19 protein-coding genes, 2 pseudogenes and 1 riboswitch are annotated in these 23218 nt (G+C 38.2%); of the genes and pseudogenes, 14 read left to right on the top strand and 7 right to left on the bottom strand.

Annotated elements, in window-relative coordinates; all coding sequences use genetic code 11:
* Window positions 1-50: 50 nt before the first annotated feature.
* Both HMPREF2963_RS02400 and HMPREF2963_RS02395 read right to left on the bottom strand, forming a co-directional pair.
* Window positions 51-560, bottom strand: a complete 510-nt coding sequence (locus tag HMPREF2963_RS02400) for an HXXEE domain-containing protein (RefSeq protein ID WP_070668417.1) — start codon at window positions 558-560, stop codon at window positions 51-53.
* 14 nt (window positions 561-574) lie between these two features.
* Window positions 575-1444, bottom strand: a complete 870-nt coding sequence (locus tag HMPREF2963_RS02395; RefSeq protein ID WP_070668414.1) for an AraC family transcriptional regulator — start codon at window positions 1442-1444, stop codon at window positions 575-577.
* A 111-nt stretch (window positions 1445-1555) separates the two neighbouring features.
* Here HMPREF2963_RS02395 and HMPREF2963_RS02390 point away from each other — a divergent pair, with 111 nt between their 5' ends.
* Window positions 1556-2995, top strand: a complete 1440-nt coding sequence (locus tag HMPREF2963_RS02390) for a glycoside hydrolase family 1 protein (protein WP_070668411.1) — start codon at window positions 1556-1558, stop codon at window positions 2993-2995.
* Window positions 2985-3371 (top strand): VOC family protein, encoded by a 387-nt coding sequence (locus HMPREF2963_RS02385; RefSeq protein ID WP_006269802.1) that lies wholly within the window; start codon window positions 2985-2987, stop codon window positions 3369-3371. The genes HMPREF2963_RS02390 and HMPREF2963_RS02385 overlap by 11 nt, the downstream gene beginning before the upstream one ends.
* A 279-nt stretch (window positions 3372-3650) precedes the next feature.
* On the opposite strand, the gene HMPREF2963_RS02380 is transcribed toward HMPREF2963_RS02385, so the two are convergent.
* Window positions 3651-4796 carry a cobalamin-independent methionine synthase II family protein gene (locus HMPREF2963_RS02380; RefSeq protein ID WP_006269815.1) on the bottom strand — a complete coding sequence of 382 codons (1146 nt, stop codon included), beginning with the start codon at window positions 4794-4796 and terminating at the stop codon, window positions 3651-3653.
* Window positions 4797-5153: 357 nt separating this feature from the next.
* Between HMPREF2963_RS02380 and HMPREF2963_RS02375 the strand changes: the two genes are divergently transcribed.
* From HMPREF2963_RS02375 to HMPREF2963_RS02335, 10 genes are all read left to right on the top strand, one after another.
* Window positions 5154-6002, top strand: a complete 849-nt coding sequence (locus HMPREF2963_RS02375) for a Cof-type HAD-IIB family hydrolase (protein WP_070668408.1) — start codon at window positions 5154-5156, stop codon at window positions 6000-6002.
* Complete coding sequence (locus HMPREF2963_RS02370) at window positions 5984-6616, top strand: SGNH/GDSL hydrolase family protein (protein WP_070668405.1); 633 nt, start codon at window positions 5984-5986, stop codon at window positions 6614-6616. Before HMPREF2963_RS02375 ends, HMPREF2963_RS02370 begins: the two co-directional genes overlap by 19 nt.
* A 146-nt stretch (window positions 6617-6762) precedes the next feature.
* Window positions 6763-7635, top strand: a complete 873-nt coding sequence (locus HMPREF2963_RS02365) for a helix-turn-helix domain-containing protein (protein WP_020997590.1) — start codon at window positions 6763-6765, stop codon at window positions 7633-7635.
* A 236-nt stretch (window positions 7636-7871) separates the two neighbouring features.
* Window positions 7872-8006, top strand: coding sequence for a hypothetical protein (locus HMPREF2963_RS09505; protein ID WP_261674388.1), 135 nt, complete (start codon window positions 7872-7874; stop codon window positions 8004-8006).
* Window positions 8007-8053: 47 nt separating this feature from the next.
* Window positions 8054-8887 (top strand): YSIRK-type signal peptide-containing protein, encoded by an 834-nt coding sequence (locus HMPREF2963_RS09705; RefSeq protein ID WP_070668402.1) that lies wholly within the window; start codon window positions 8054-8056, stop codon window positions 8885-8887.
* A gap of 27 nt (window positions 8888-8914) precedes the next feature.
* Complete coding sequence (locus HMPREF2963_RS02355) at window positions 8915-9565, top strand: DUF6287 domain-containing protein (protein WP_070668400.1); 651 nt, start codon at window positions 8915-8917, stop codon at window positions 9563-9565.
* Between the two features lie 34 nt (window positions 9566-9599).
* A complete protein-coding gene (gene ldcB, locus HMPREF2963_RS02350; protein ID WP_070668397.1) occupies window positions 9600-12098 on the top strand; it encodes an LD-carboxypeptidase LdcB/DacB in 2499 nt (832 codons plus the stop codon).
* Between the two features lie 264 nt (window positions 12099-12362).
* Window positions 12363-14168, top strand: coding sequence for a pyruvate oxidase (gene spxB, locus HMPREF2963_RS02345; RefSeq protein ID WP_070668394.1), 1806 nt, complete (start codon window positions 12363-12365; stop codon window positions 14166-14168).
* Window positions 14169-14426: 258 nt separating this feature from the next.
* Window positions 14427-15563 (top strand): L-lactate oxidase, encoded by a 1137-nt coding sequence (lctO, locus tag HMPREF2963_RS02340; protein ID WP_003070883.1) that lies wholly within the window; start codon window positions 14427-14429, stop codon window positions 15561-15563.
* Between the two features lie 358 nt (window positions 15564-15921).
* Window positions 15922-17529 carry a glycoside hydrolase family 13 protein gene (locus tag HMPREF2963_RS02335; RefSeq protein ID WP_049476846.1) on the top strand — a complete coding sequence of 536 codons (1608 nt, stop codon included), beginning with the start codon at window positions 15922-15924 and terminating at the stop codon, window positions 17527-17529.
* A gap of 66 nt (window positions 17530-17595) precedes the next feature.
* On the opposite strand, the gene HMPREF2963_RS02330 is transcribed toward HMPREF2963_RS02335, so the two are convergent.
* From HMPREF2963_RS02330 to HMPREF2963_RS09495, 4 genes and pseudogenes are all read right to left on the bottom strand, one after another.
* Window positions 17596-18249: an energy-coupling factor transporter transmembrane component T gene (locus HMPREF2963_RS02330; RefSeq protein ID WP_039677424.1), complete on the bottom strand. Its 654-nt coding sequence runs from the start codon at window positions 18247-18249 to the stop codon at window positions 17596-17598.
* Entirely contained in the window at window positions 18246-19580 is a 1335-nt protein-coding gene (locus tag HMPREF2963_RS02325; RefSeq protein WP_070668391.1) for an ATP-binding cassette domain-containing protein, read from the bottom strand. Before HMPREF2963_RS02325 ends, HMPREF2963_RS02330 begins: the two co-directional genes overlap by 4 nt.
* Window position 19581: 1 nt before the next feature.
* On the bottom strand, window positions 19582-20142 hold the full coding sequence (locus HMPREF2963_RS02320; protein ID WP_049493966.1) for an ECF transporter S component: 561 nt from the start codon (window positions 20140-20142) through the stop codon (window positions 19582-19584).
* 82 nt (window positions 20143-20224) lie between these two features.
* Window positions 20225-20312: riboswitch (TPP riboswitch) on the bottom strand.
* A 302-nt stretch (window positions 20313-20614) separates the two neighbouring features.
* A pseudogene (locus HMPREF2963_RS09495) lies at window positions 20615-21445 on the bottom strand (6-phospho-beta-glucosidase); the annotation flags it as partial.
* A gap of 292 nt (window positions 21446-21737) precedes the next feature.
* Here HMPREF2963_RS09495 and HMPREF2963_RS02305 point away from each other — a divergent pair.
* Both HMPREF2963_RS02305 and HMPREF2963_RS09490 read left to right on the top strand, forming a co-directional pair.
* Window positions 21738-22577 carry a Cof-type HAD-IIB family hydrolase gene (locus HMPREF2963_RS02305; RefSeq protein WP_070668388.1) on the top strand — a complete coding sequence of 280 codons (840 nt, stop codon included), beginning with the start codon at window positions 21738-21740 and terminating at the stop codon, window positions 22575-22577.
* Window positions 22578-22588: 11 nt separating this feature from the next.
* Window positions 22589-23197 (top strand): annotated as a pseudogene (locus tag HMPREF2963_RS09490) (histidine phosphatase family protein).
* Window positions 23198-23218: the final 21 nt, after the last annotated feature.

The following is a 23218-nucleotide window of genomic DNA, read 5'->3' as shown; positions in this document are numbered from 1 at the left end:
AGTCTTGCAGCAGACAATGTTTAAGCGTTTTTTAGATATTCAAAATGGCTTTAGTTTAACCGGGCAGAAAATTGTTTTCCTAACCAAAGTGCAAAAAATAGATTGCTGATAACGATGAGAACGCCAATGAGACTGAAAACAAGAAGTTCAATTGTGTTGATATGAAGTAAAGTGGTGGTTTTCCAAATGATAATACTGCTAACCGGTAAACACAGGATAGAGGTTGCAAGAGCTGGTATATAGCGCCTAATCCAGATAGCTTGCAGGATATGAAGCACCAGATGAAGAGCGAAAGCGATGAATCCACCCAACCAGATGAGGTAAAGGAAGCGAGTATGGTAAAAAATAGCAAAGAAAGAGACAAAGAGCACCACGACAAATTCTTCTGCTACAGCTAGTGCGAACCCTTCTGTGGATAAGTCTTTGTGGGCCTTTAGAATGACCGTAGCTTTTTTTGCCAGTAGCTGCTCATTCCGCTGTAGCCATGGTATGAAACCAATGATTTCTTCTAAATCATGAAAAATGAAAAGCAGCGGAAATAACCAGATAATATCTTTCATGGAGTCCCTCCTTGTTATTTTTTACGATATTGACTAGGAGTTAGTTGGTAATACTTTTTAAACTGCCGATTGAAGTTAGAGAGATTGTTAAAGCCAGACTGTGTAGCAATTTCTAAGACGGGTAAGGTAGAATGCTGCAAGAGTTCAGCCGCTTTTCGCAAGCGAAATTGAATCACATATTCTATACAAGACACCCCCAAATGTTTCTTAAAGAAATTCATGAAATGTGTATCGCTGTAACCACAAATTTTGGCAAGTTGGTCAATAGTGAGCTCTTCTTGATAATGAGCGCTGATATAGTCAATAATGGTACGGATTTTTTCTTCCTTGCGATAGCCTTCTAAGGTTTGCTCTTTTGAAATGACATAACCATTTTCAAATAAAAGATAAAAGAGTTGATTGAGCTGGGATTTGAGTTGAAATTCAAAATATTTTGTGCGGTAATAGCCTATTTTCATAGCATCAAGTAAACATTGCCGAATGTCTGTATAGGCTGGTTGATTGGGCTTGATAACATGAACAAAATCCAGTTGACCATTATAAAGCGGTTGCAGATAGTCAATGCTAGCTTGATCCATAGCAGAATAGCCCATTAAATCCAAATGAAAATTGATAGCGTCCATGTAATGGCGGCGATTTTCAATCGGGTGAATCGAGTGAAGGGCATTGGGACGAATGAGGATAATATCACCTGCTTCACTATTAAAGTAATCATAATCAATGTGAAACTGTGCTGTCCCCTCATGGACGTAAATCAGTTCAACATCCGTATGCCAATGAAAGAGAATGTCCGGCTGTCCATTTTTGGTAATGGTTCGTGTGAGAGAGTAAGGAGTACCTTGATTTTTGTAAACGATATTTTTGTGTAATGTTCCTAGATCCATAAGTGTAGCCTCTTTCGTAGAATAATACCAATTTATAGAAGAATTGTGTTAGAAAATATTCTTTCTTAAGATTATAATATAATTGAGTAAAAAATAAAAGAGGTAGAAGCCATGGGTAAATTTCCAGCAGATTTTCTTTGGGGTGGTGCAACAGCTGCCAATCAATACGAAGGTGCTTACGATATGGATGGTAAAGGTCTTTCGGTTCAAGATGTGACGCCAAAAGGTGGCATACCAGCTAATGCAGGTGATCTCAATCCTTTGATTACAGATAAGCCAACAGCTGATAACCTAAAATTGGAAGGAATTGACTTTTATCATCGTTACAAAGAAGATATTGCCCTTTTTGCAGAAATGGGCTTCAAGGTTTATCGTACTTCTATTGCTTGGTCACGGATTTTTCCAAATGGTGATGAAACGGAGCCAAATGAAGCAGGTCTAAAGTTTTATGACGACCTTTTTGATGAATTGGCCAAATATAACATTGAACCTTTGGTGACTTTGTCACATTATGAAACACCTTTGCATTTGGCGCGTCAGTATAATGGTTGGGCAAATCGTGATTTGATTGGCTTTTATGAGCGCTATGTTCGTACCGTCTTTACTCGTTACAAAGACAAGGTGAACTATTGGTTGACCTTTAATGAAATCAACTCTGTTCTTCATGCGCCGTTTATGAGTGGAGGGATTGCAACTCCAGTAGAAGAATTGTCCAAACAAGATCTTTATCAAGCTGTTCATCACGAACTAGTGGCATCAGCTCTTGCAACTAAAATTGGGCATGAAATCAATCCAGACTTTAAGATTGGGTGCATGGTACTAGCTATGCCGACTTATCCGATGACGCCAAAACCAGAGGATGTACTGGCTGCTCGTGAGTTTGAAAATCAGAATTATCTTTTTTCAGATATTCATGCGCGTGGTAAATATCCAGCATATATGAACCGTTTTTTCAAGGAAAATGGAATCAAGATCCAATTTGCACCGGGTGATAAAGAATTGATGTCAGAGCATACCGTAGATTTCGTCTCCTTCTCTTATTACATGAGTGTGGTTGCTGCCCATGATCCGGAAAGTTATTCTTCTGGTCGTGGAAATGTGCTGGGTGGGTTGCAAAATCCTTATCTAACTGCTTCAGAATGGGGCTGGCAAGTGGATCCAATTGGTCTGCATCTGGTTCTCAATGCTTTCTATGACCGTTACCAATTACCGCTCTTTATCGTAGAAAATGGTCTTGGTGCGAAAGATGTCTTGGTAGATGGTCCTGATGGTCCGACTGTTGAAGATGATTATCGCATTGATTATCTTAAACGGCATTTACAGCAGGTCGGCGAAGCAATTGAAGATGGTGTTGAACTCTGGGGCTACACCACTTGGGGCTGTATTGACCTTGTGTCTGCTTCAACAGCTCAGATGAGCAAGCGGTACGGATTTATCTATGTTGATCGAAACGATGATGGAACAGGGACTTTGGCTCGCTATAAGAAGAAATCATTTGATTGGTATAAAGAAGTTATTGCAACGAATGGAGGAAAACTCTATGAAGATTGAGCACGCAGCCCTTTATGTTCGAGATTTAGAAGGAGCTAAACGCTTCTTTGAAACATATTTTGAAGCGAAAAGTAATCAGCTTTACCATAATAAAAAAACAGGTTTTCAGTCTTACTTCCTCAGCTTTGACGAAGGGGCGAGATTGGAAATCATGACTCGAAAGGAAGGTTTAGCGGAGAACAACCAAGAACTTCTCTTTTTGGGGTATCACCATTTGGCATTTAGTCTAGGAAGTAGAGAAAAGGTAAATGAACTGACAGCGAGGCTTCAAGCAGACGGCTATCAGCTTTTAAGCGGACCGCGTCTGACAGGTGATGGTTACTATGAAAGCTGCATTCTGGCTTTAGAAGGCAATCAGATTGAATTGACAGTATAATTTGATAAATTTGCTCCTTATAAAAAAGGCCGAATCTTTCGATTCAGTCTTTTTCAGATTACACAAATGAATTGAAGAATTGTAACAGAGGGGCAAGGGAAAATGGTTGAAGTGTAGATTATTGTAGTTTTGTCTTCAAAAATTTCTCAATAGAGAAATCATTTTAATAGTATTCTTTTTCAGTGGTATTTATTGCTGGAAATCAAAAAGACAAACCTCAAAAAGAAGTTTGTTTTCGCGTTTTTGTCAGTGTTCGCTAAATAGTCATGTGCTTGCAGTTTAACCCCAAAATTTCTTAGCAATTTCTTGGCCTTGTTTGATTTTGGCCCATTGCTGTGGGATAGCCAACTCATTGCCAGAATCACAAGAAGCAAAACCGCATTGATGGGACAGCAGCAAACGTTCCTTAGGCAAAATGGTGCTGGCTTGTTCTAATAACTTGAGAACACGTTCTTCATCATCAAGATCAGTTGTCTTACTGGAAAGGAGTCCAAGAACAACTTCAGCATCTTTATCTTTAAGAGAAGCAAGGGCTTTCAAATCACCTGAGACGTCACTGTCCCATTCTAAGAAGAAGCGGTCATAATGTTGCTCACGCAAGAATTTTTCTGCAATCGCTTCATAAGTTCCGCCTGAGGCAGAACGGCTTTCATAATTTCCGCGACAGTTATGTGTCCAAACTTTGAGTCCTAATTGATGACCGTAATCAGCTACTTCGTTATTGATCGCAATAAATTCATCCGCTAAGTCAGCTAGCGCAGCATTGCCATCAGCAAAAAACGAAGCAGGATTTGATTCATCAAAAAGTTCCCAAAGGCAATCATCAAACTGGATGATTGCCCCGCCAGCTTCCTTGTATTCTGTCAAGAATTCCTTGTAGGCCTTGATAAGACCAGCTTTTAATTCGTCATTGGTTTTGTAAACTTGCCCTTCACCAGCAAGTTTATCAAAGATAGCCAGTTCAGTATAAGCATGCGCAGGTCCCCAAATCGTTAATTTTGTTTGCGTATCACCAGCTTCTTCCTTGAGCAGTTTGTAACTATCTAAGAAATGATGATTTTTACCTGAAAGTGGCTGTCTAATGCGAATACCGATGTCTTTACGTGTTTCGTACTGTCCGCCATCATGGTCTTTAAAAGTGTAGCCGTGGTCTGCAATGTAACGTTCAATACCTTTAAGTCCCCAAATAAAATCTAAATGCCACATGGACTTAGAATATTCACCATCTGTCAAAATATCAATACCATTTGCCTTTTCATCAGCAATGACCTTTTTAATCTCTGCTGTTTCTGTTTCACGATAACCCGGAAAACTATCATAAAAAGGATACTGAATGTCATCACGATGTTCAATTTTATTTTTATAATTAAGCAGATCAGCTGGACGAAGAAGAGATCCAACTAGTTGGAATTTTGATTGTGTCATATACATGCCTCTTTCTAGATTTCTTGCTTTTTATTGTACAAAAGCTGAGCATGTTTGAAAAATAGTTAATTTAGAGAAAAGAATATAGTTTTAAACTATAACTAAAAAGACCAATCCTTGCTGGAATACAATTGTTTCCTCTTCAACTCTCTTTTTGGTAAAATAAAAGAAAAACTTTGTTTACTGGGATATATTTAGACGTAATATAATCCTTTTGAAATAAGATGTAAATGTAGCCAATAATGTTTTGCATTATCCAAGCGGAATTACAGAAATGGCAAAAGGATAGTCGAACATTATGAAATAAATGGACGACGAGATTTGAATTTGAAATGAATGATTGTTAGAGGTGATAACATGACAATTAAGATGATTGTGACCGATATGGACGGAACGCTCTTAGATGAAAAAGGGGAATTCGATCGAGGTCGGTTGAAAAATATATTGGATGAGCTGGACAAGCGGGAGATTCGGTTTGTGGTGGCAACGGGCAATGAAATTCACCGAATGCGCTTGTTATTTGGTGATTTGCTGGCGCGCTTGACCTTGATTGCCGCAAATGGTGCGCGGATTTTTGATAAAAACGAGGTACTGCTGGGTACATGTTGGTCTCCAGACTTGGTGGAACAAGTCTTGTCTTACTTTGAAGGGAGAGAACGTGATGTGCACCTCATTGTCACAGCTGAAAATGGAGCTTTTGTCAAAATGGGGACGGTTTTCCCTATGATTGAAAAAGTCATGACAGCAGAAATGGCGCAAGAATTTTATCAAAAGATAAACTTTGTTGAAGCATTGCGTCCAGATGATTTTCCACAAGTTCTGAAAATGAGTATGGTGGTAAACGAGCACGCAGCAGTTCAGGCTACTCGACAGCTCAATCAGGATTTTGCAGACACATTAAATGCAGTCACAAGCGGTTATGGAGCGATTGATATTTTACAAAAAGGGATCCATAAAGCTTGGGGATTGAAACAACTGATGCAAAAATGGAAAATTCAAGAGCAAGACATCATGGCCTTTGGAGATAGTGAAAATGACATTGAAATGCTGCAATTAGCAGGGATTTCCTATGCTATGGAGAATGCGGATCCTAAAACCAAGGCAGTTGCCAATCACCTTGCACCAGCCAATACAGAGGCGGGCGTCCTGACAGTATTAGAGAACTATTTGAGGAAAGGAGAGAGTCAATGGCTGTCCAATTATTAGATGAATGGCTTTTGAATGAGCAAGAGCAGATCAGAAAAAAATACCAAGAGTTGAATCGTATATCCGTCAAAGACCCCGATGTACTTTTTCTGGGAGATTCTATCGTAGAGTATTTTCCATTACATGAGTTATTAAAAACGTCAAAAACACTAATAAACCGTGGAATTCGAGGTTATCGATCCGATTTGTTGCTAGAGCATTTAGAATCTCTTTTATTTGGGCAGGCAGTTGATAAGATTTTTCTTCTCATCGGCACTAATGATATTGGAAAGGAAATTCCGCAGCAAGAAACGGTAAAAAATGTGGAAAGCATCATCCAAACGATTGCTAGAAATTATCCTCTTGCAGAAATCTGCCTTCTGTCTGTTTTACCAGTCAATGAAAGCCCTACTTACAAAAAGCGCGTTCATCTAAGAAGCAATCGAAAAATTCAAAGTCTCAACCATGTCTATCAAGAGTTGACTTCTGCTTATATGAATGTGACTTTTGTCAATGTCTACGACAGTCTGTTAGACGAAGTAGGACAATTAGCAGAAGCATTTACCACTGATGGACTGCATTTGACCGTTGCGGGATACCAAGTGTTGGCAGGGCGAATAGCCATGCAGTTATAATTTTTGCGTCGACTATAGATTAGCAATTTTGACCTCGTTTCAATGAAACTAATATAAAAATCACTATTGTCATATAAAATTAATTTTATATAATTTAACTCATATGATATAATGAAAAATAAATTATAAAATGTTAAGGGAGTAGTATGAGTACATTATTAGCCACAAGATTAAAAAGTAAACGATTGGAATTAGGGCTATCCCAAAAAGAATTAGCAGAAGGGGTATGTGAACAAGGTCAAATTAGTAGAATGGAAAAGGGCAAGTATATGCCTGGTTCGGATCTTTTATATTCATTATCAAAAAAAATGAATGTTACAATGAACTATTTTTTTGATGATAGTGTACTTGGCGAGACATCTAAGTTGGTACAATTTAAAGAGTTGGTAGAATCTTTTCTAGTAAAGCGTGAGTATGATTCATTAAAATATTTATACAGTTTAGAAATTGATAAATGGCATAGATTGTCACTATCAGATCAAAATTATCTTGAATGGATAGGAGCAATTGTTTCATTTCATTGTGATAATAAAAGAGAGGAGGCTATTATAAAATTAGAACAAATGCTTGTGCGATTAAATAAAGATGAGTTAATGTACCTTCGTATCTCTAATACCTTGCTTGATTTCTTTTTAGAAGAAAAAAATAATGATGAATTTGAAAAATGTTATCAAGCAATAATATCTAAACTTCAAAATATTGATTTTACTCATACAATAGAACTGAAAATTTATATTAAAATTAGATATAATTTTTGCCGATATCTTTGGAAAAGTTTTCAGATTGAGAAGGGAATAGAAGAAACGCTTGATGTTATTGAAAAATGTAATGAATACAGTTGTAGTTATTTATTAGCAGATTTATACTGTATATTAGCGAATATTAGCGAGGATTTTTCTAGCCAAAGTATTGTAAAGCAATATTTTACATTTTCGCAAGTATTATATAAACTCAGCGGTAATGAAAAAATGGCTTTAATACTTGAAAAGTATCTTCGTGATAATTTTAAAAAAATATAAGTTAAAAATAAGATATAATATGAGAAACACGAATAAATTTATGTCCAGTTTATGATGGAGATAATTTTATTTGTGTTTTATTTTTGAAAAAATTACATTAAAACTATGGAAACATGCCCAAACACATAAAATGATTATAGTTATAATTTTAAAAAAAATAATTATTTTTATAAAAATCTATTGCAATAGTTTATTCAAAGGGATATAATGTGTACCTAGAAAGAGGATTTAACTCTATGAAAAACATGAAGAATGTTATCAAAGTTTTGTTGTTTCTATCGTTTGTTTGGATTATTTTTGGTCAAGTACCCAAAAAATATCCTAGTTTATTAGGTGTTGATCCGGGAGGAGTTTCTATTGTTAAACAGTAATAATTAAGATATACCAATTACTAAGAGATAAAGGAGAAATAATAATTATGAAGAATCAAAATTTTAATAAAGAAGTTCAACGCTTTTCAATTCGGAAATATTCATTTGGTGTTGCATCTGTACTGCTAGGATGCTTTCTGTTTAATGTTGCTAATGTTTCGGCAGATGAGACAACCTCAACATCTACTGTTTCATCTACAACAGAGTCTGTTGTTTCCCATTCTGATAAAATGATAAATTCTAATGTTGAAAACAACTCTAAGAATAATCAAGCTGTGGATAGTGGTGTATCAAATAAAGTATCTATAGTTGATAATGTTCAAGTTCACAATAAAGAAAAATTAGTTACAGTTCAAACCAAACCAGTCGAAGATACTAAGCCGATATCAGAAAATGGAGTAACGTCTACTGTTTCAACATCTAATGTTCAAGTGGAACATGAAAATAATTCATCAGTTTCGTCCACACCAGACATGAAAGTCAAAGAGACTAGTGAATCTAACAATAATATGATTTCAAGTACTGCTTCTTCTACTCAAAAAGGCGATAATAATGTCTCAAAAAATAAGAATAACTTAGTTGATAAACCTTCGAATCAGTTAAAAGAGGGTGCAACAAAAACTATGTTTGCCTCAAAAATAGCGCGTCATGCATTAGCTGTGAACAATGGAGTGGTTATTGGAGATGATTATCCAGTGGCTTGGAGGAATAATCCGAATCAAGTAGATACTTGGGGATATGCAACAGGAAATTGTACCTCATTGCCTAATTTTCTAAAGGCAGAAAATAGAAAATACACATATGTTACAAATAAATTACAAATATTTCTAAAATGTGTTGATTTTTACAAAACAAAGTTGTATAATGATTTTGGAATTTGAGGATTCCTGAAAAAGAAAGGAAATACAATGAAAAATTCATATAAATTAGTAAGTATAACTATGTTGTGCTCTTTGCTTTTACTGAGCGCTTGCCATAAAAATGAAACAAAAAGTGATTCGAATGACCATTCGACAGTAAAGACTGCACAAAGTAGTTCTAAAAAAGCAAAATCATCTAAAGCTAAGAAAAAGATGACTGCTAACGCGAGTAGTAATAAAAAAGCAGGGGACAGTACTCAATCTGCTGCTAGTGAACAGATGTCACCTGCTCAATCGTCAACTACTCAACCCTCTTCAAGTACAACTAACGCCGATAGTAATACTTCTCCTGCAGCAGAAGCAAAGTCTACAGTTGACGTAAACGCTCTTGCTAGTGGTGATTTTTCAACAATTTCAGGAACTTGGAGTAATAATATTGGTGAAAGCATCACAATCAACCGTGATGGTCAAATTACTCATAGTAATACGCATATATATAAATTGCAACCCCAAAGTATTCAAAAAAATACTTTTATTGCTACAATGTATAATCTAAACTCAGAGTATGATAATGCTGCTTTTATTGTGATTCCGGCTGGTATATCTGATCCAAGTTTTGGTGAAGTTAATAATAACGATAGGATTACGCTTGGTCAGGATGCTGCAGCAGCCAATACACATCCTTTCTACAGAAATTAAGATGATAGAAATAAATTAGAAAGTAGGACAAGTGATGAAAAAAATGTTTGATCACAAAGAACAACGTTTTTCCATTCGTAAATATTCGTGTGGTGCAGCTTCTGTTTTGATTGGGTGTGTCCTCTTTATGGGTGGTCAAGCAGTATCGGCTGATGAACAAGCCACGACTGGAACAATACCTGAAGCGGCTCAAGTTGGCACAGCAAATAAGACTCAAAATACAACGGAATCAACTGATGTGTCTTCTCGACCAGCAGCGACTCAGAAAGACGTTGTTGAAAAAGCACCTGCACCAGTTCGTTCATCAGCAACTATGATGTCTGTTGAAAAGTCTTCTGTAGATACTCAAGAAACTACAAAAATTGTAGACAAAACTGCCTCTGCAGCAACAGATACAAGACGTGTTCAATCTACTACTGTAGATGCATCAACACAGACCGAAGATGAAATAACGGATTCATCTGTAGATAAAACGACAAACACAACTAAGCCTTTAACAACTGTAAAAGTTGAAAAGAATCCTGCTGAAAAAGAAGCAGGAAAAGAAGAAATTGATGTTGCGAAATTGATGGATAAAACGCAAACGGCACAACAAGCTCGTCTTGCAGAATCCAAAGTAGCGCAAAGTGTACCTTCCTTACCAAGTCAGGGCTATTACACTTATACGAAACGTACGGAAGTGAAAAATGAACCGAAAGCGAGTGCAGCATTGCAGTTTTATGTGAATGCAGGCGATCGCGTTTACTATGACCGAGTTTTGGTTGCGGATGGTTACCAATGGCTTAGCTATCGCTCTTATAGCGGTATCCGTCGTTATGCGGCTATTAATAAGTTGGTAACAGAATCAGTTCAACCTGCAAAGCCAACACCTTCTTCAACAGGAACACTCCCTTCTAGAGGAAGATATACTTTCTCTGAAACGGCAGAGGTTAAGAATGAAGCCAAATGGTCAGCTCCGACACAATTTACTTTTAATAGAGGCGATAGCGTTAACTATGATAAAGTGTTGGAAAATGATGGTTATCAATGGATTAGCTATATTTCTTATAGTGGAATGCGTCGTTATGCAGCTGTTACAAAGTTAGCTCAGCCAGCACCTCAAAGACCAGCTCAAAGTCAAGTGACAGGTACGATTCACATTGAAAACAAGACTTCCCAAGGTTTCGATGTGGTGGTAACGAATGTCAGCTCGACCAAGGGTGTGAAGACAGTGAAGTTGCCTATTTGGTCTAGTCAAGGCGGTCAAGATGATGTAATCTGGTACGATGCAGTTAAGCAAACAGATGGCACCTATAAGTTGAGTGTAGATATCCGCCGTCATAAAAATAATCGCGGTGAATATAACATTCACATGTATTACATTCAGTCGGATGGTAGCCTGCAAGGGGTAACTGGCACAACAACCAAAGTAGAAGAACCGAAATACAGCGTGACAGGTACGATTCACATTGAAAACAAGACTTCCCAAGGTTTCGATGTGGTGGTAACGAATGTCAGCTCGACCAAGGGTGTGAAGACAGTGAAGTTGCCTATTTGGTCTAGTCAAGGCGGTCAAGATGATGTAATCTGGTACGATGCAGTTAAGCAAACAGATGGCACCTATAAGTTGAGTGTAGATATCCGCCGTCATAAAAATAATCGCGGTGAATATAACATTCACATGTATTACATTCAGTCGGATGGTAGCCTGCAAGGGGTAACCGGCACAACAACTAAGGTAGAAGGATCTCAAACGAGTGTAAAAGAAGTACAATATAATGGCTCTTACTACTTTGTCCAAGGAAAATATGACGAGATTGTAGTGGCAAATAAAAAACATCCGATGGCTGCTAACTACAATCCTGGTGAAAATCCAACTGCAAAAGCTGCCTTTCTTCGATTAAGAAATGATATGATTGCTCAAGGCTATAATGTTGGTTATGCTTACAGCGGATTTAGAAGTTATGATTATCAAAAAGTTCTGTATCAAAATTATGTGAACAAAGATGGTCAAGCTGCTGCGGATCGTTACTCTGCACGTCCGGGCTATAGTGAACACCAAACAGGTCTTGTCTTTGACTTAACGGATAAAGCTGGTAATCTTTTGGAAGATGCTGCTGCAAGTACTTGGTTGAAAAATAATGCACATCGCTACGGTTTTGTAGTTCGTTATCAACCAGGTAAAGAAGCTTCAACAGGCTATATGCCAGAAGCATGGCATATTCGTTATATCGGCAAGGAAGCTGATGAGATTTATCATTCTGGTTTGAGTTTAGAGGAATATTATGGCTTTGAAGGTGGAGATTATGTTACGTCAACAACGCCAAAACCGTCTACTCCGTCTTCTCAAAAGCCAGTTATCCCTGCTCAAGGCGTCTATCGTTTCACGAAACGTTCCTCTATCAAAGCGGAACCTAGAATGTCGGCTCCTGAACTAGCTTATTATAATGCTGGACAATCGGTCACTTATGACAAGGTTTTAAACGCAGACGGTGTAACATGGATTTCTTACATCGCTTTTAGCGGAAAGAGACGGTATATTGCTATTGCTTGATTTAATAGCACAACATCTACGGTTAAAAAACTGTAGGTGTTTTTTTATTTTTTAATATTCAAAAACATTGTTTATTTCTTCACAAATTTGGTCAAAAGGTGAAGGGAATGCTATTTTGTATCAGTTTTTGTGATATTTTCTGAGATTGTGAAAAATTGTGAGCAAATTTTTTGTAAACGAATTCAAAAAGTATTATGATATTAACGTGACTAAAAAAACAGATTTTGAAATTGCAATTCCATTCTCTGGTAATGGAGGATTATGATGTCTGATGTAAAAACAGTTCCTGCTGCTGTCGCCATGCTTCGTGTATTGGAAGCGTGGGGTGTTGAAAATGTTTATGGTTATCCTGGCGGTTCTGTCAATTCAACTATGAATGCACTAGATTTGGAAAAAGAAAACATTCGCTTTGTACAAGTTCGTCATGAGCAAGTTGGAGCTCTTGCGGCAGCAGCTCATGCCAAATTGACTGGAAAGATAGGAGTAACGTTTGGTTCTGCTGGTCCTGGTGCCATCAATCTTTTAAATGGCTTGTATGATGCGCGTGAAGATCATGCTCCAGTGTTGGCTTTAGTGGGTCAAGTACCAAGTACGAATATGAATTATGATTACTTTCAAGAGTTTTCTGAGTTACCCATGTTTAGTGATGTAGCAGTCTATAACCGAGTAGTGATGACGCCGGAAAGCTTACCTTATGTTGTAGATAAAGCGATTCGTGAAGCCTATAAAAACAATGGCGTGTCTGTTATTATCATGCCAAATAATTTTGGTTATGTAGAAATTCCAGATGTAGATTATGCTTCACATACAGCAGAAAAAAGCTTGCCGCTTCCACAGGCGACAGATACTGAAGTGGATCAATTTCTTGAATTGGTAAAAGAGGCTAAACGTCCTATTTTCCATGTGGGTTCTGGTATTGGCGACAAGGCTCATTTATTGGTAGAATTATCTCAAAAATTACAAATTCCGATTGCTGTCGCGGGTCTTGCAAAGGGGAAAATCCCCGAGGACTTTGAAGCGAATTTAGGCACACTTAATCGGGCTGCTTCTAAGGTTGGTGACGAAGCATTTGCAGCAGCTGATCTTGTCATTGCTATTGGGACAAACTTTCCATTTGCTAACTTAGTTTATCGTTCTCATTATTTCAAGTTTGTATCGGTGGATATTGATGTGGCTAATTTTGGTCGTCATCACTATCTAGATTTAGGAATTTTATCAGACTCTGGAAGTTTTCTCCAAAAAGCTTTGGAACGTAGTGCAACCGTTGCTCCGCGTCCATTTTATCAAGCTAGTGTGGCAGCCATGAAGGATTGGAAATCCTATCTGGAACGTTTAATGCAAAAAACAGACGGACCATTAGAATTTGAACAAGTCTATCGTGAGATCAATCGTATTTCGGATGTCAATGCTGTTTATGGCATTGATGTCGGGGACAACATTATCAATAGCTTCCGTTTTTTGAACTTTACACCAGAGAAGAAATGGACAATTTCAGCTCTCTTTGCTACGATGGGGTATGGCTTACCAGCTTCTATCGCAGGTCAATTTGCTTTTCCAAATCGTCAAGTTTTCAATATTGCTGGAGATGGTGCGTTTTCAATGGTCATGCAAGATTTGACGACCCAAGTCAAATATCAGTTGCCAGTTATCAATATTGTCACTTCTAATAATTCACTCAACTTTATCAAGTCTGAACAGGAAGATTTGGTCATGAACTTTTCAGGTGTGGATCTTTATGAAGTAGATTTTGCTAAAGTCGCGGAAGAAATGGGTGTAGAGGGAATAACAGTTAAAACTTTAGAAGAATTGCCAGCTGCTTTTGATCGCGCCCTTGAAGTTTCAAGAGCTGGAAAGCCTATTCTGATTGATGCCAAAATCACCGATAAGCGTGGTATCCCTGTGGAAGAGTTAGAGCTAGACATTGTTGATGGCGAATTTGTGGAAAGAATCTCTGCTGGTTACCAAGAAACTCATGGACAAATGAGTCCGGAAGAATTCTTTGCAACTTATGATGGGCAAGAACTTCGTCCGATTACAGCTTATTTCAAAGAATATGGTGTTAAGCCATAACACGCTAGACCATTTATCTTAATTTTTACAACCATTATAGGTGCAAGGGTGGGAAGTGATTTCCCGCTTCTGCCCTATTATAAATTGTAAAAGTTGTTTCAATTTATCAAAATGGTATAAATTTTATACATATTGCTATTATTCTCATCTGTTAGAGAATAGGATTGAGTTTTGTCACATAAAAATGAAAGCGCTTGCTTTAAAGACTCGATTGAATTTTCTCTATGGATATGCGCATATAAGACAGGAGGAAATATGATGTCTTACCAAACTAGTAATGCTGAAGGTCCAATTGATTTCATCAACACGTATGATTTAGAACCGATGGCTCAAAAAGTCATTCCAAAAGCTGCATTTGGTTACATTGCAAGTGGAGCTGAGGATACCTTTACTTTGCGAGAAAATATTCGTGCCTTTAATCATAAGCTAATTGTACCTCACACGCTTCGCAATGTAGAGAATCCAAGTACAGAGATTGAATTTGATGGGGATAAATTGTCTTCTCCAATCATTTTAGCACCAGTAGCCGCTCATAAGTTGGCAAATGAACAGGGAGAAGTAGCTTCAGCTAAGGGAGTGCACGAATTTGGCTCTCTTTATACCACCAGCTCTTATTCCACAGTTGACCTTCCAGAAATTTCCCAAGCCCTTCAAGGAACCCCCCATTGGTTTCAATTTTATTTCAGTAAAGATGATGGTATTAACCGTCACATTATGGATCGAGTCAAAGCTGAAGGATATAAAGCAATTGTCCTGACAGCCGATGCAACTGTTGGGGGGAATCGTGAAGTGGATAAACGAAATGGCTTTGTTTTTCCAGTTGGAATGCCAATTGTGGAAGAATACCTCCCTGACGGTGCTGGTAAGACGATGGATTTTGTTTACAAATCTGCTAAGCAAAAATTATCCCCTCGTGATGTAGAATTTATTGCTGCTTACTCTGGTCTTCCGGTCTATGTCAAAGGACCGCAATGCCGTGAAGATGTGGAACGCTCACTTGACGCAGGTGCTTCTGGGATCTGGGTGACAAACCACGGCGGTCGGCAAATTGATGGTGGGCCAGCAGCCTTTGATTCCTTGCAAGAAGTAGCAGAAGCAGTGGACAAACGAGTACCAATTGTCTTTGACTCTGGTGTTCGTCGTGGTCAGCATGTTTTTAAAGCGTTGGCTTCTGGAGCAGATTTAGTGGCTATCGGACGACCAGTTATTTATGGTTTAGCGCTTGGTGGTAGTATAGGAGTTCGCCAAGTCTTTGAACACATCAATGAAGAATTGAGAACCGTCATGCAACTGTCTGGTACACAAACGATTGAAGAAATTAAACATTTCAAACTTCGTCACAATCCCTATAATCCAACATTTCCAGTAGATCCACGAGATTTGAAATTGTATTAAATTGATAAAAAACACAGTTTCCTTTCAATCAAAGGAGGCTGTATTTTTTTGCTTCACAGTAAGACTAACATCATCTAGAGCCAGCTGTTGACCAAATCTCTTACTGATGTGTTTCACATTCAAAATAGTTTCCATAATGTGACCTCCATTTTTTCTATCGTAGAGTTTCTCCTCTCTTCAAGGATTAGTATACAGAATGCTTGTCAAATAAGCCTCAAGTAATTCTCAAATATTTCTAAAATTTACAGAGTTAAATTTTTCACGTGTAAAAAGAAGACTAAAATATAACGCAAACGCTTGCAAAGAAGTGAAAAATTATATAGTATGGAAGGTGAAAAAGATGAAAGTGAGATGCATAATGCAAAGAAAATGGTGGCATGATGCCGTAATTTATCAGATTTATCCAAAAAGTTTTATGGATAGCAATGGAGATGGAATTGGCGATTTACAAGGAATTACAAGTAAATTGGATTACTTGAAGAAACTTGGAATTACCGCTATTTGGCTTTCTCCGGTTTATAAGAGTCCGATGGACGATAACGGTTATGATATTGCTGATTACGAAGCAATTGCAGATATTTTTGGCTCTATGGAGGATATGGAGGAACTGATCGCAGAAGGAGAGAAGCGCGATATTAAAATCATTATGGACTTGGTGGTCAATCATACTTCTGACGAGCACGCTTGGTTTGTAGAGGCGCGAGAACATCCAGATAGTCCAGAGCACAGTTATTATATCTGGCGAGACAAGCCAAATGATTTAGACTCTATTTTTGGCGGCTCTGCTTGGCAATATGATAAAAAAGCTGGTCAATATTACCTACATTTCTTTAGCACAAAACAACCGGATCTTAATTGGGAAAATGAAGCTCTACGTCAAAAAATTTACAAGATGATGAATTTCTGGATTGACAAAGGAATTGGTGGCTTTCGCATGGATGTGATTGATATGATTGGCAAGCTACCTGACCAGAAAATTGTCAATAATGGTCCAATGCTGCATCCTTACTTGCAGGAAATGAACCGTGCGACTTTTGGGGATAAGGATTTATTGACAGTTGGTGAAACTTGGGGAGCAACTCCTGACATTGCAAAACAGTATTCAGGTCCAAAGAATCATGAATTATCTATGGTTTTCCAATTCGAGCACATTGGTCTTCAACATAAGCCGAATCAACCAAAATGGGACGTAGCAGATGAATTGGACGTACCAAAATTAAAAGAAATTTTTACCAAATGGCAAAATGAACTAGGTGTAGAGGAAGGTTGGAATTCGCTTTTTTGGAATAACCATGACCTTCCGCGCGTTGTCTCTATCTGGGGAAATGATACGAAATACCGTGAGAAGTCAGCGAAAGCCTTAGCAATTCTGCTTCATCTGATGCGTGGCACTCCTTACATTTATCAAGGGGAAGAAATTGGTATGACCAATTATCCTTTCAAGAACTTAGAAGATGTTGAAGACATTGAATCTCTCAACTATGCCCGCGAGGCCCTTGATAAGGGTGTGCCGCTTGATGATATTATGGCCAGTATTCGTACGATTGGGCGGGACAATGCTCGCACGCCTATGCAGTGGAATGCCCATCAACATGCTGGTTTTTCAACTGGTCAACCTTGGCTGGCTGTCAATCCTAACTATCCAACAGTCAATGTTGAAGCAGCTTTGGAAAATCCGAATTCTATTTTCTATACTTATCAACAATTGATTCAATTGAGAAAGAGCAATAATTGGTTGGTAACAGCAGATTTTAAACTACTTGAAACGGCTGATAAGGTGTTTGCTTATTTACGAGAAACGACAACAAAGAAATATCTGGTCGTGATGAACTTCTCAAATGAAGAGCAAAGTTTTGTCTTGGAAAATACTGTAAAGGAAGTTTTGATTGCTAACACAGATGTAACTAAGATACTTCAAACCCATAAATTACAAGGCTGGGATGCTTTTTGTGTGGAAATTGAATAGAAAGATTGGCAAGAACTCAACACAAAAAATACTGTGAGAAGTTCCACAGTATTTTTGTGTCGAGTTCTATCTTGGGATCAAAAGGGTCAAATTGATAAGGAGGAAAATCAAGAAGCAAGTAAGACTTGCACTTTTGGGTGTTTCCAATTGTCGGTAACAACTTCGCTTGATTGTTTCATCAAATCCGTGGGCGTACATAGCTTCTATGTAAGAATCTCGCCAATTAAAAGCGATAAAAATAGCTTTGATATAAAAGAGTGGTGACCAGAAATGAAGTGTTTTTCCTCGCAGGAGACTCGCTTCTCGGACAGCTTGGATTTCTTTTTGAATGACTGGAATGGCGTTTAGTACAACGAGCAGTCCATAGGTGAAGTGACTTGGAAGCCCTTTTTTATGCCAATAGCGCAAGAGCTGATTGAGATGAACGCTATATAAAAAGGTCATTCCCAAAGCTGCTAAAGCAAAAGATCGGGTAAACAGTATCATTGCTTGACTGTTATCTCCATGAAGTTGAATAGCCCAGTAATTTGCTAATGCTGGTAGCAAAGGTAAGAGCAGTGTCCAGAAAATGCCCCACCATTTCCTTAGATAAATAAGGTGGGCGAGTACTCCTACGACAATAGCACAGTTGAGCCACGTTGATCGGATAAAGGAGATTTCTAATGTCAAAGCAATGAGAAGGAGCACAAGTGCGAAGACATTTGTTTCTTCTTTTTTCATAGCGACCTCCTTTCTGTCAGCCCGTCGGACGTCAGCTCTACCAAATGATCACTAATGCCGTCCAAGGGCTCCAAACGATGAGAAATAATTATAAAGCTTTGCTGAGCAGCCTTGTCTTTAATCCAATCGGCAAAAAAATCACAGGCCTTTTTATCTAACCCAGTAAAGGGCTCATCCATGAGTATGACAGGAGTTTCTAAGGTTAAGATAGCCAATAATTGAATGATTTTTTTCTGCCCACCACTCAAGTGGAAAAGACTAGAATCCATTTTCCTGTCTAAACCAAATAAAGTTAAGGCTTCTTGTACCTTTGCTTGGTTTTCATTGGAAAGAGAGGGCAGGTTTAATTCCTCTGCGGGGGTCGTCCGAATGAATTGCTTTTCAGCATCCTGAACAACGGCAGTAATATGGCGATATAACTTCTTGTTCTTCTTAATTTTTCGGCCCTGATAACGCATACTGCCTTTGTATTTTTGCAATTGCAAAATGGCACGAAAGAGAGTGGATTTGCCGACACCGTTAGCTCCGATGAGAGTCGTAATACCTTGCTGAAAAGTAAAGTCCTCAATTGTAAAAAGTATTTTTTTGTCAAATTGACAGGAAACATGTTGCAATTGTAAGAGAGGACTTCGCTGGGTATTTTTACGTACCAGTTGATAGCTTGGGTGAGCCTTTTTTAAAAGAGCTACATCTTGTTCAAAAAGTTTCCCATTTTTTAATTCAACAAGGCAGTCGACATAGTCAGCATAGAGGCTACGATCATGGTCACATAAAATAACAGTCTTCCCCATTTTTGTCAAATCTGCTAATAAATGAATCAAGCGTTTGCGTGCTACTTGATCGACAGAAGCAAAGGGTTCATCTAACAAAATAATTTGTGAATCCATAGCTAGCAGAACGGCTAGAGAAACTTGTTGTTTTTCTCCGCCAGATAAGGTCAGAAAATTACGATGGAGCAGGTGTTCTACTTTCCCAAGAGTGATAGCATACTTGATTTTTGCATCAATCTGTTCAGCAGGCGTTTGGAGATTTTCCAAGGTAAAAATCAATTCCTCATAAAGGGTTGTCATGGTAAATTGACGGCTTGGATTTTGAAACATCATACTAAGATAGGTAACTCGTTCATGAATCGGTAAATGAGACAGCAATGTATGACCTAACTTTACCTCTCCAGCGAAGTCTAATTCATTGAAATTTGTTAAAATCCGAAAAAGGGTTGATTTGCCAGCACCGGTATCACCAATCAAGAGTGTCATTTTTCCTGTTTCAAAGGTAAAGGTTAAGTCTTCAAAGACATCTCTAAGATAAATATGCTCTAATGTTAATCCCATATTATTTACCAGCGGCTTGGTTAATCTTGTTGTAAAGATTCATAATGATTTTAACCAGAACAGCACAGAAGAAGAATACCGAAAGAAAACGAACAACAAACAATGCTAAGACAAAACCGGGTTTGAAAGCGTAGTAACCAATTTTGAAATATTCATAGGTAAAGCTCAAAAGGGTCGTACCAATGGCGCTGTAAGTAAGTGACAACCAATCATAGCGTTTGTATCTGGTCGCAGCAAACCCAAGCTCGCTACCAAATCCTTGTATGAAGCCAGAAATCAAAGTGCTCATGCCAAATTGGCTACCGTACAGTACTTCAGCAAGCGCAGCTAAAAGCTCACCAATCGTGGCGCTCCCCGGTTTGCGCAGTAACATAGCCGCCATCGGAGCTGCCATACACCACAGACCAAAGAGAATTTCATTGGCAAAAGGCTCGAGCCCGATAGGTGCCAGAACAGCTGATAAGATATTGTAGAGAAAGCTAGAACCGACAAAGATTCCACCGAAAAGAATAGCCAAAAGAGCTAAGAGGATAACATCTCGTAAACTCCATTTTTGAAACATAAAAAACTCCTTCTAACAGAGCAGATGAGGAGTTTTAGCGCGACAAAATGAAATCTAATCAAAAGAATGGTTAGATTTTCTAGTTTTTCATTATACATTTCCCTGCGCCAGTATTAACTGTATCAGGTTCAATGGGTATAATCTCAGCCTCAGCACCCCAAATGTTCTTTGTTGTTTTATTATGCTGCTATTTTAACATTGATTTCTTAAAATAGCAAGGGACTAGGTTTGTCAATTGCACTGTCTAGTTCTTATCATTCAATAAGAAACAATGATAGATTTACTGATATGACAAGAACGAATAGCTATTTATACTAATTGTTCTTTAGCTAAGTCGCGAGCTAATTCATCTTTAATCGTAATGCCTTCGTGTTCTAATTTTTCAATCGCCTTTGCAAATTGCAGTAAATAGCTTTTGTGAGCTAAAAACAGCTCATCCCGATAAAGGCGATCGCCATATTACCTTGCTGGCGGGATCCTTATAAAGTTCAAATAAATCGTGTTCAATTTGTTTGACCTGCTCAGCACGCGTACCGATTGTCCGATATTCCTCTAAGTTATGAGTTGATATTTCTTCAAAACGATAATAATAGCGATGATAATCACAAGGAATCATCTTCATTTGTTGAAGCTGTTCTTTAAAGTAAGGAATTTCGTAAATATTCTTAGGAATTCCTTTACTGTTATCAAATAATTTATCAATCAAGGTTAAGGCGATATCATTGCTGTCTTTATCTGCAACCTTATGCCAATGAAAATGATTGACTCCAGCGAATTGGTAAATTAAATTTTCTGAATCCATACCAAGAACTTCAGCTTCTCGCATCTTGGCTGCAACTGGTATATTACAAATCCTGATGACTTTTTCCCAATTTCCATAACGCAAAACAGCTTCTGTGACCATACCTACTGGATTTGTAAAGTTGATGAGCCAGGCATTGGGGCAGAGTCATTTCATGTCTTCGACAATTGCTAAAATCACTGGAATCGTTCGAAGGGCTTTGAAAATTTCTCCAGGCTCCTTTGTTTCTTGCCCAAGTAGTCCATAGGAAGCAGGGATTGCTTGGGCAAGAATGCGAGTGGAGAGTTGTTCCACGCGAAACTGTGTTGTTACAAAATCAGCGTTCTTCAGAGCTTCTGTCCAATCCAAGGTTGAATGAATTTTCACATTATGTCCCGAAGCGTTCCACATTTTTTGAGGCATGGCGGCTATGATATCTTGTTTTTCTTTCCCAGCAGGAACATCAAGCAGCCAGATTTCTTTAATAGGAAGATCGGTATAACGTTTGGTAAATCCTTCCATTTGTCATTGCTGTCAATAAAGTGAAAACAGTAGAAGAATAATTGTAACTTTTAAAATAAATATGAACCTTTCCAGCTAGCTTTCTTTTATCTGTTGAAAAGGCTTTTTACTATTTTGAATTCTGATGAATCTGTGATGAGTAGATTGTTTTCTCTTTGCATTAGATGTGTATTTAGAAATATATTTCATAGAATAGTATCAGTATTTGTGAGTATCTATAGAAAAGAGTAGGAAAAGAAAAATATAATAGAATAGTAGAAAATAATTTATTGACGAAAGCAGGTGAACTATAATGAAGGAAATTATCTTTTTAGATGTAGATGGTACGATTGTTGATTATGCGAATCATATTCTTTCCTCTGCTGTAAAGGCTATTTGTCAGGCGCGTGAAAAAGATCATCTGGTTTATGTCTGTACTGGACGTAGTAGGGCTGAAATGCCTGAGAAAATCTGGAAGATTGGTTTTGATGGTATGGTTGGTGGGAGTGGTTCTTATGTAGAGCACGAAGGTCAGATTATCATGCATCAGTTAATTCCGTTGGATGTGGAAAAACGAGTAGTGGACTGGTTGCATAGACGCGGCTTGGAATTTTACTTGGAGAGCAATAATGGTCTGTTTGCCAGTGAAGATTTTCGTGAGGTAGCTCGTCCAGTATTACGCGCCTATGCTCAGGGAAAGGAAGCGAGTGCAGAAGAAGTAGGACAATTGGAAGCTGAAGAAGCTCTTCATGGGTTAGTTTATGGAGCTGAACTTTATCGTGCAGATCTCAATAAAATCAGTTTTATTCTCAAATCTTATCAAGATCATTTGGATTCTAAAGAAGCTTTTCCGGAGTTGAAAGCTGGTACATGGGGTGGCAAAGGAGAGTACGCTCTTTTTGGTGATTTGGGAGTCAAGAATATTACAAAGGCTCACGCAATTGATGTATTGCTCGAATATCTAGGAGCGAAAAAAGAAGATACGATTGCTATTGGGGACGCTAAGGTAGATATTCCTATGCTGGAATATTGCCAAGTTGGAGTTGCTATGGGAAATGGTGGACCAGAAATTCTAGCCATGGCTGATGTGATTACTGATGATGTGGTTGAGGACAGTTTCTACAATGCTTTTGAAAAATTAGGACTTCTTTAGAGGAATAGTTTATGACAAAAACACTTTATTTGATGCGACACGGGCAAATTTTATTCAATAAGCGGTATCGGATTCAAGGTTGGTGTGATGCTCCCTTAACGCCTTTGGAGATTTATCAAGCTCAGGAGGCAGGTCAATATTTTAAGGATGCGGGCATTGTTTTTGATGATGCTGCCTACAGTTAACCTCAGAGCGAGCTTGTGACACATTAGAGCTAGTGACGGACGGACAAATTCTTATTTACGAGTAAAGGGGCTAAAAGAATGGAATTTTGGTCTTTTTGAAGCGCAGCCTGAGCGACTGCAATCTAAGTTTCGCGCAGGAGCCACTTCTTTTGAAGATTTATTTGTTCCTTACGGAGGAGAGGCTGTTGAACAAGTTGGTGAGCGGGTGTTGATGACATTGACTGAAGTTATGGAAAAAGCTCAAGCAGAACCAATTCTAGCAGTCAGTCCGGTGGTGCTATGTGGGCCTTCTATCTCAAGGCTACAGCTCAAAATCTGGATCCCAAGGAGCGCTTTGGTAACTGTGCTATCTGTCATTTCCATTATGACCAGGAGCATTTTAAGTTAGCAGAAGTTATTGATCCACTGACAGGTGATGTTTATGACTGTAAATGAAAAAAGTCTGGGAAAATAAGA

Origin of the sequence: Streptococcus sp. HMSC067A03 (assembly GCF_001814295.1) — a bacterium.
GTDB lineage: Bacteria > Bacillota > Bacilli > Lactobacillales > Streptococcaceae > Streptococcus > Streptococcus constellatus.
The sequence above is the reverse complement of the archived record's forward strand: the minus strand, read 5'-3'. Positions and strand labels throughout refer to the sequence as shown.

Coding starts and splice junctions, on each gene's coding strand:
- HMPREF2963_RS02400 (WP_070668417.1), bottom strand. CDS start 560: ATGAAAGATATTATCTGGTTATTTCCGCTGCTTTTCATTTTTCATGAT.
- HMPREF2963_RS02395 (WP_070668414.1), bottom strand. CDS start 1,444: ATGGATCTAGGAACATTACACAAAAATATCGTTTACAAAAATCAAGGT.
- HMPREF2963_RS02390 (WP_070668411.1), top strand. CDS start 1,556: ATGGGTAAATTTCCAGCAGATTTTCTTTGGGGTGGTGCAACAGCTGCC.
- HMPREF2963_RS02385 (WP_006269802.1), top strand. CDS start 2,985: ATGAAGATTGAGCACGCAGCCCTTTATGTTCGAGATTTAGAAGGAGCT.
- HMPREF2963_RS02380 (WP_006269815.1), bottom strand. CDS start 4,796: ATGACACAATCAAAATTCCAACTAGTTGGATCTCTTCTTCGTCCAGCT.
- HMPREF2963_RS02375 (WP_070668408.1), top strand. CDS start 5,154: ATGACAATTAAGATGATTGTGACCGATATGGACGGAACGCTCTTAGAT.
- HMPREF2963_RS02370 (WP_070668405.1), top strand. CDS start 5,984: ATGGCTGTCCAATTATTAGATGAATGGCTTTTGAATGAGCAAGAGCAG.
- HMPREF2963_RS02365 (WP_020997590.1), top strand. CDS start 6,763: ATGAGTACATTATTAGCCACAAGATTAAAAAGTAAACGATTGGAATTA.
- HMPREF2963_RS09505 (WP_261674388.1), top strand. CDS start 7,872: ATGAAAAACATGAAGAATGTTATCAAAGTTTTGTTGTTTCTATCGTTT.
- HMPREF2963_RS09705 (WP_070668402.1), top strand. CDS start 8,054: ATGAAGAATCAAAATTTTAATAAAGAAGTTCAACGCTTTTCAATTCGG.
- HMPREF2963_RS02355 (WP_070668400.1), top strand. CDS start 8,915: ATGAAAAATTCATATAAATTAGTAAGTATAACTATGTTGTGCTCTTTG.
- ldcB (WP_070668397.1), top strand. CDS start 9,600: ATGAAAAAAATGTTTGATCACAAAGAACAACGTTTTTCCATTCGTAAA.
- spxB (WP_070668394.1), top strand. CDS start 12,363: ATGTCTGATGTAAAAACAGTTCCTGCTGCTGTCGCCATGCTTCGTGTA.
- lctO (WP_003070883.1), top strand. CDS start 14,427: ATGTCTTACCAAACTAGTAATGCTGAAGGTCCAATTGATTTCATCAAC.
- HMPREF2963_RS02335 (WP_049476846.1), top strand. CDS start 15,922: ATGCAAAGAAAATGGTGGCATGATGCCGTAATTTATCAGATTTATCCA.
- HMPREF2963_RS02330 (WP_039677424.1), bottom strand. CDS start 18,249: ATGAAAAAAGAAGAAACAAATGTCTTCGCACTTGTGCTCCTTCTCATT.
- HMPREF2963_RS02325 (WP_070668391.1), bottom strand. CDS start 19,580: ATGGGATTAACATTAGAGCATATTTATCTTAGAGATGTCTTTGAAGAC.
- HMPREF2963_RS02320 (WP_049493966.1), bottom strand. CDS start 20,142: ATGTTTCAAAAATGGAGTTTACGAGATGTTATCCTCTTAGCTCTTTTG.
- HMPREF2963_RS02305 (WP_070668388.1), top strand. CDS start 21,738: ATGAAGGAAATTATCTTTTTAGATGTAGATGGTACGATTGTTGATTAT.